We start from the raw sequence: 7,389 nt of genomic DNA, 5'->3' as shown, positions 1-7,389 counted from the left end.
AGCCAGAGCAAAAGCCAAAGCGAAACCAAATCTGAAACTGATGCAGCTCTGCTTTTCTGTGGGAGCTGGCTTGCCTGCGATGCAGACAACTCGGTCTTTCAGGTACACCGAGGCGATGCCATCGCAGGCAAGCCAGCTCCCACATTTGACCGTGCCCGCTCTGGCTTTAGATTTTGATCTTGCCTTTGCTTCACACCACTCAAGCCGGCCTGTAGGCCGCTGTGCTCTTGATCTGCTTTTGATCTTGATCTTAGGCGCCCCGTTAAACCACGCTGGCCGAACGCAGGCTTTGGAGCGTGGGTAACCCGGCAGGACGCCGGGTTAGCCGCGCTGGGCCAAGGATGGCCCATCGCGGCGGCCCACGGTCCAAAGCCGGAGTGAGGGCACACCGAGCCTAGGCGAGGTGCCGAGTGGTGGGGCAAGAGCCCTTTTGGTTACTTTTGGGGCTCTTTTCCAAAAGTGACCCGCTGTAAGAGCGGAACCAATAGCCGCCCTGACCGCAGCAACGGATATGCCCCCCCCCCAAAAAAATCCCCCACGGCGTGACCCAGATCCCACAACCCGTTGATTAATGATGCCACCCGCTCAGCTATACTCCCCTCCATTTGAATGGCCCTCGAGGAATTACTGTGAAGAACTGGACCTTGCGCCAACGGATTTTGGCGAGCTTTGCGGTCATCATCGCGATCATGCTGCTGATGGTAGTGGTCTCGTATTCACGCCTGCTGAAGATCGAACTCAGCGAAGAATCGGTCCGTGACGACGCAGTCCCCGGGGTGTACCTGAGCTCGATGATCCGCAGCGCCTGGGTCGACAGCTACCTGCAAACCCTCGACATCATTGGCCTGCGCGAAGACAAGGGCCTGACCGACGCCGACAAGGCCGAATTCAAGTCGTTCGAAGCCCGCATCCTCACCCAAATGGCCAATTACAAAGCGACCATCAACGGCGGCGACGATCAGGCCGAGTTCGATAAATTCGAAGCCCTGCACCAGGCCTACAACAAGGCCCTGTCCGGCGTCCTCGACCGCCTGCAGAACCGTGACGTGGTCGCCGCCCGCAAGCAGTTCGACGCCGAGCTCACCCCGACCTGGACCGCAGGCCGCATGAAGCTCAATGACATCATCACCGAAAACAAAGACGTCGCCGACCGCGCCACCAACGCCATCGACGACGCGGTGTCCGCCGCAAAAATCAGCATGGGCGTCTCGCTGATCCTCGCGATCCTGGCCGCCGGCCTCTGCGGCCTGCTGCTGATGCGCGCGATCATGGCGCCGATGAAACGCATCGTCGACATCCTCGAAACCATGCGCACCGGTGACCTGAGCAAACGCCTGAACCTCGAACGCAAAGACGAATTCGGCGCGGTAGAAACCGGCTTCAACGACATGATGACCGAGCTCACCGCCCTGGTGTCCCAGGCCCAGCGGTCTTCGGTACAGGTCACCACCTCGGTCACCGAGATTGCCGCCACGTCCAAGCAACAACAGGCCACCGCCACTGAAACGGCGGCGACAACCACCGAGATCGGCGCCACTTCGCGGGAGATCGCGGCCACGTCCAAGGACCTGGTCCGCACCATGACCGAAGTCTCCACCGCTGCCGATCAGGCGTCGGTCGCCGCCGGCTCCGGCCAGCAAGGCCTGGCCCGTATGGAAGAAACCATGCACTCGGTGATGGGCGCGGCTGACCTGGTCAACGCCAAGCTGGCGATCCTCAATGAGAAGGCCGGCAACATCAACCAGGTGGTGGTCACCATCGTCAAGGTGGCCGACCAGACCAACCTGCTGTCCCTCAACGCCGCCATCGAGGCCGAGAAGGCCGGTGAGTACGGCCGCGGGTTTGCCGTGGTGGCCACCGAAGTACGGCGCCTGGCTGACCAGACTGCCGTGGCCACTTACGACATCGAGCAGATGGTGCGCGAGATCCAGTCGGCGGTGTCGGCCGGGGTGATGGGCATGGACAAGTTCTCTGAAGAAGTGCGCCGTGGCATGTTCGAAGTGCAGCAGGTGGGCGAGCAGCTGTCGCAGATCATCCACCAGGTGCAGGCGCTGGCGCCGCGGGTGTTGATGGTCAACGAGGGCATGCAGGCCCAGGCGACCGGTGCCGAGCAGATCAACCATGCGCTGGTGCAGTTGGGCGACGCCAGCAGTCAGACCGTGGAGTCGTTGCGCCAGGCCAGCTTTGCCATCGATGAGCTGAGCCAGGTCGCGGTCGGCCTGCGCAGCGGCGTGTCGCGTTTCAAAGTCTGATGAGCGACCTCGCGGCTAAACGCGGTGCCGTTGCGGCAGTGAAAAAAGCGCTGTTCCTGGTGTTTCACATCGGCAACGAACGGTATGCCCTCAAGGCCACGGAAGTGGCCGAGGTGCTGCCGCGCCTGCCGCTCAAGCCCATCGCCCATGCGCCTGTCTGGGTGGCCGGGATCTTTGCCCATCGCGGGGCGATGGTGCCGGTCATCGACCTCAGTGCCTTGACCTTCGGCACACCGGCCCAGGCCCGCACCAGCACGCGCCTGGTGCTGGTCAATTACCAGCCGGATGCGCTCATCCCCGCACGCTGGCTGGGGCTGATCCTTGAACAGGCTACCGACACCCTGCGGTGCGATCCGGCAGAGTTCCAGCCTTATGGCCTGGATAACCGCCAGGCTCCGTACCTGGGCCCGGTGCGCGAAGACGAGCGCGGCTTGATGCAGTGGATCGGCGTGGCCGACCTGTTGACCGCCGACGTGCAGGCGCTGCTGTTTGCCGCGGGCGAGGAGGGCTGATGAGCAGTGATCAACGCTTCTTCGACTTTCTTAAAGAGCGCATCGGCCTGGACGTTGCCTCGGTGGGCGAAGCGATCATCGAGCGTGCCGTACGCCAGCGCAGCCTGGCGCTCCATGCGCAGACGGCAGACGAATACTGGCAGCAGCTACTGGCCTGCACCGACGAGCAGCAAGCGCTGATCGAAGCGGTGATCGTCCCCGAAACCTGGTTTTTTCGTTATCCCGAATCCTTCGCCACCCTGGGCCGGCTGGCCCTGGCACGCCTGGCCGAGATCAAGCAGATGCGTGCCCTGCGGATCCTCAGCCTGCCGTGCTCCACCGGCGAAGAACCCTATTCGATTGCCATGGCCTTGCTCGACGCTGGCCTGGCGCCGCATCAGTTCAAGGTGCAGGGCATGGACGTCAGCCCGCTGTCGGTGGAGCGCGCCCGGCGTGGGGTGTATGGCAAGAATTCGTTTCGCGGCCAGGACATCGAGTTCCGTGATCGCCACTTCAGCGAGCAAAGCGACGGCTACCTGATTGCCGAGCGGGTGCGCGAACAAGTGCGCCTGCAAGTGGGCAATCTGCTGGACCCCAGGCTGCTGGCCAACGAGCCCACCTACGATTTTGTGTTCTGCCGCAACCTGCTGATCTATTTCGACCAGCCGACGCAGAGGCAGGTGTTTGAAGTGCTCAAGGGCCTGACCCACGTCGACGGTGTGCTGTTTATCGGCCCCGCTGAAGGCAGCCTGCTCGGGCGCCTGGGCATGCGTTCGATTGGTGTGCCGCAGTCCTTTGCCTTCAGTCGCCACCCGTCACCTGCGCCTGAGCCGGTATTTGTGCCGATGCCCGCGCCGATCCCCCAGCGCAGCGCCGCGCCGATCCCGACCAGGCCACGGCCATTCAGCACGGTCAGCGCTCAGGTACTGCCGATCAAACCCCCGCCCGCACAGTCGGACGCCGCCGATCTGCTCAGTCAGATCGCGACCCTGGCCAATGAAGGCAAAAGCCTGGAGGCCCGTGCGGCCTGCGAGCGCTATTTGCAGAGCCACCCGCCGGCGGCCCAGGTGTTTTATTGGCTGGGCCTGCTCAGCGATGTGGCCGGCAGCGCCCTGGAAGCCCAGGGTTATTATCGAAAAGCCTTGTACCTGGAACCCCAGCACCCGCAGGCCTTGATGCACCTGGCCGCGTTGCTTGAGTCCCAGGGCGATGTCGCCGGTGCCCGCCGGTTGCAGGCCCGTGCCGCGCGCAGCGAGCGAGCTGACAGTGAGCGTAAATCATGACCCTGGATCCCGCGCTGAACCTGACCCTGGCCGACAACCAGGCCATCGACGATTGCTGGAACCGCATCGGCATTCACGGTGACAAATCCTGCCCGCTGCTGGCCGAACACATCCACTGTCGCAACTGTTCGGTGTATTCCGCCGCCGCCACGCGCCTGCTCGACCGCTATGCCTTGCAGCAGGACGATCACCGGCCGGTGGCGACGCCGGACGTCGAGGGCGATGTCGTCACCCGTTCACTGCTGATGTTCCGCCTCGGTGAGGAGTGGCTGGGCATCGCCACCCGTTGCCTGGTGGAAGTGGCGCCGCTGCAACCGATCCATTCCTTGCCGCACCAGCGTTCCCGCGCCTTGCTGGGCGTGGCCAACGTGCGCGGCGCGCTGGTGGCGTGCCTGTCTCTGGTGGAATTGCTCGGGCTGGACGGCACCAGCAACGGCCCAAGTGGCGGAAGAATCATGCCGCGCATGCTGATCATCGCGGCGCAGGACGGCCCGGTGGTGGTGCCGGTGGACGAAGTGGACGGTATCCATGCCATTGATGAACGCACCTTGAGCGCGGCATCCGCCTCCGGCACCCAGGCCAGTGCCCGCTACACCCAGGGCGTGTTGCAATGGAAAGGCCGCAGCCTGCGCTGGCTGGACGAGGCGCAATTGTTGTCTGCCGTGACCCGGAGCCTCACATGACCCCCGATCAGATGCGCGACGCCTCGCTGCTGGAACTGTTCAGCCTGGAAGCCGACGCCCAGACCCAAGTGCTCAGCGCCGGCCTGCTGGCCCTGGAGCGCAACCCGACCCAGGCCGACCAGCTCGAAGCCTGCATGCGCGCCGCCCATTCCCTGAAAGGCGCGGCACGCATTGTCGGGGTGGACGCCGGTGTCAGCGTCGCCCACGTGATGGAAGATTGCCTGGTCAGCGCCCAGGAAAGCCGGTTGTACCTGCTGCCGGAACATATCGACGCGTTGCTGCAAGGCACCGATTTGCTGATGCGCATCGCCACGCCGGGCAACACCGTGGGCCCGGCGGACATCGAAGCCTACGTGGCGCTGATGGAACGTTTGCTCGACCCGTCGCAAAAAGTCGTGCCGCCCGCTGCACCAACGCCACCGCCAACGCCCGCGCCAGAACCTGAACTGTCGATGGAAGCGCTGCTGACCTTGCCGCCGGAGCCTGAACCCGCGCCAGCCGTCAGTGCCGAGCTGCCACGCCAGAACAAGCGCATGACCGAAGGCGGCGAGCGGGTGTTGCGGGTGACCGCCGAACGCTTGAACAGCCTGTTGGACCTGTCCAGCAAATCCCTGGTGGAAACCCAGCGGCTCAAGCCTTACCTCGCCAGTTTGCAGCGCCTCAAGCGCATCCAGAGCAACAGTGCCCGAGCCCTGGAAAACCTCGACGGCCACCTCAAGACCGTCGACTTGAGCCTGGAAGCCCAGGAAGCCCTGGCCGACACCCGTCGCCTGCTGAGCGAAGCCCAGGCGCTGCTCGCGGAAAAAACCGCCGAGATCGATGAGTTCGGCTGGCAGGCCGGGCAGCGTGCCCAAGTTTTGTACGACACCGCGCTGGCGTGCCGCATGCGGCCATTTGCCGACGTGTTGGCCGGCCAGGTGCGGATGGTCCGCGACCTGGGCCGCAGCCTGGGTAAACAGGTACGCCTGGAAATTGAAGGCGAGAAAACCCAGGTCGACCGCGACGTGCTGGAAAAGCTCGAAGCGCCGCTGACCCATTTATTACGCAACGCCGTCGACCACGGCATCGAAATGCCCGAACAGCGCCTGTTGGCGGGCAAACCGGCTGAAGGTTTGATCCGTCTGCGGGCGTCGCACCAGGCCGGGTTGCTGGTGCTGGAATTGAGCGACGACGGCAACGGTGTCGACCTTGAGCGCCTGCGCGGCACCATCGTCGACCGGCATTTGTCACCGCTGGAAACCGCCCTGCGCCTGAGCGAAGAGGAACTGCTGACGTTCCTGTTCCTGCCGGGTTTCAGCCTGCGGGACAAGGTCACCGAGGTCTCCGGGCGCGGTGTGGGCCTGGACGCGGTGCAGCATATGGTGCGCCAGTTGCGCGGCGCCGTGGTGCTGGAGCAGACGGCGGGGCAGGGCAGTCGCTTCCACCTGGAAGTGCCATTGACCCTGTCGGTGGTGCGCAGCCTGGTGGTGGAAGTGGGCGAAGAGGCCTACGCCTTCCCGCTGGCCCACATCGAGCGCATGTGCGACCTGGAACCCGACGACATCGTGCAACTGGAAGGCCGCCAGCATTTCTGGCACGAAGGCCGGCACGTCGGGCTGGTGGCCGCCAGCCAGTTGCTGCAGCGCCCGCCCGGGCAGGGCAACCAGGAAACCCTCAAGGTCGTGGTGATCCGCGAGCGCGACGCGGTCTACGGGATTGCCGTGGAACGGTTTATCGGCGAGCGCACGCTGGTGGTGCTGCCCCTGGATGACCGGCTGGGCAAGGTCCAGGACATCTCTGCCGGGGCGTTGCTGGATGACGGCTCGGTGGTGCTGATTGTCGATGTTGAAGACATGTTGCGTTCGGTGGACAAACTGCTGAATACCGGTCGTCTGGAGCGCATTGCCCGGCGCACCCAGCAAACCCTGGAAGCCCCGCGCAAGCGTATTCTGGTGGTGGATGACTCACTGACCGTGCGCGAGCTGCAACGCAAATTGTTACTTAATCGCGGTTATGAAGTGGCCGTGGCGGTCGATGGCATGGATGGCTGGAACGCGCTGCGCTCCGAAGACTTCGACCTGTTGATCACTGACATTGATATGCCTCGTATGGACGGTATTGAATTGGTCACACTCTTGCGCCGAGATACTCGCCTGCAATCGCTGCCGGTGATGGTTGTTTCCTACAAGGATCGTGAAGAAGACCGTCGCCGCGGTCTGGACGCCGGCGCCGACTATTATCTGGCCAAGGCCAGCTTCCATGACGACGCGCTGTTGGATGCGGTGGTGGAACTGATCGGAGGAGCCCGGGCATGAGGATTGCGATCGTCAATGACATGCCCATGGCCGTGGAGGCCTTGCGCCGGGCGTTGAGCCTTGAGCCGGCCCATGAAGTGGTGTGGGTCGCCAGCAACGGGCTGGAGGCCGTGCAACGTTGCGCCGAGCTGACGCCCGACCTGATTCTGATGGACCTGATCATGCCGGTGATGGACGGCGTGGAAGCCACCCGGCAGATCATGGCCGAGAGCCCTTGCGCCATTCTGATTGTAACGGTCGACCGCCAGGCCAACGTCAGCCGCGTGTTCGAAGCCATGGGCCACGGCGCCCTGGACGTGGTCGACACGCCTGCGCTGGGCGTGGGCAATCCCAAGGACGCAGCGGCGCCGCTGCTGCGCAAGATCCTCAATATCGGCTGGCTGATC

The 7,389-nt window shown here is 63.9% G+C and carries 6 protein-coding genes; all 6 read left to right on the top strand.

The window, feature by feature from the left end:
• Positions 1–629 precede the first annotated feature (629 nt).
• Complete coding sequence (locus MUM_RS0130640; RefSeq protein ID WP_010176803.1) at positions 630–2,252, top strand: methyl-accepting chemotaxis protein; 1,623 nt, start codon at positions 630–632, stop codon at positions 2,250–2,252.
• On the top strand, positions 2,252–2,764 hold the full coding sequence (locus MUM_RS0130635; protein ID WP_010176802.1) for a chemotaxis protein CheW: 513 nt from the start codon (positions 2,252–2,254) through the stop codon (positions 2,762–2,764). The genes MUM_RS0130640 and MUM_RS0130635 overlap by 1 nt, the downstream gene beginning before the upstream one ends.
• Positions 2,764–4,026 carry a CheR family methyltransferase gene (locus MUM_RS0130630; protein WP_010176801.1) on the top strand — a complete coding sequence of 421 codons (1,263 nt, stop codon included), beginning with the start codon at positions 2,764–2,766 and terminating at the stop codon, positions 4,024–4,026. The genes MUM_RS0130635 and MUM_RS0130630 overlap by 1 nt, the downstream gene beginning before the upstream one ends.
• Positions 4,023–4,709: a chemotaxis protein CheW gene (locus MUM_RS0130625; protein ID WP_010176800.1), complete on the top strand. Its 687-nt coding sequence runs from the start codon at positions 4,023–4,025 to the stop codon at positions 4,707–4,709. The genes MUM_RS0130630 and MUM_RS0130625 overlap by 4 nt, the downstream gene beginning before the upstream one ends.
• Positions 4,706–7,003 carry a hybrid sensor histidine kinase/response regulator gene (locus MUM_RS0130620; protein ID WP_010176799.1) on the top strand — a complete coding sequence of 766 codons (2,298 nt, stop codon included), beginning with the start codon at positions 4,706–4,708 and terminating at the stop codon, positions 7,001–7,003. The genes MUM_RS0130625 and MUM_RS0130620 overlap by 4 nt, the downstream gene beginning before the upstream one ends.
• The coding region (locus MUM_RS0130615) for a response regulator (RefSeq protein ID WP_010176798.1) at positions 7,000–7,389 on the top strand (390 nt) is incomplete at its 3' end. The genes MUM_RS0130620 and MUM_RS0130615, both read left to right, overlap by 4 nt.

It is taken from the genome of Pseudomonas sp. PAMC 25886, assembly GCF_000242655.1.
GTDB lineage: Bacteria > Pseudomonadota > Gammaproteobacteria > Pseudomonadales > Pseudomonadaceae > Aquipseudomonas.
Note: the sequence above shows the minus strand (reverse complement) of the source record. Positions and strands in the feature narration are given on the sequence as shown.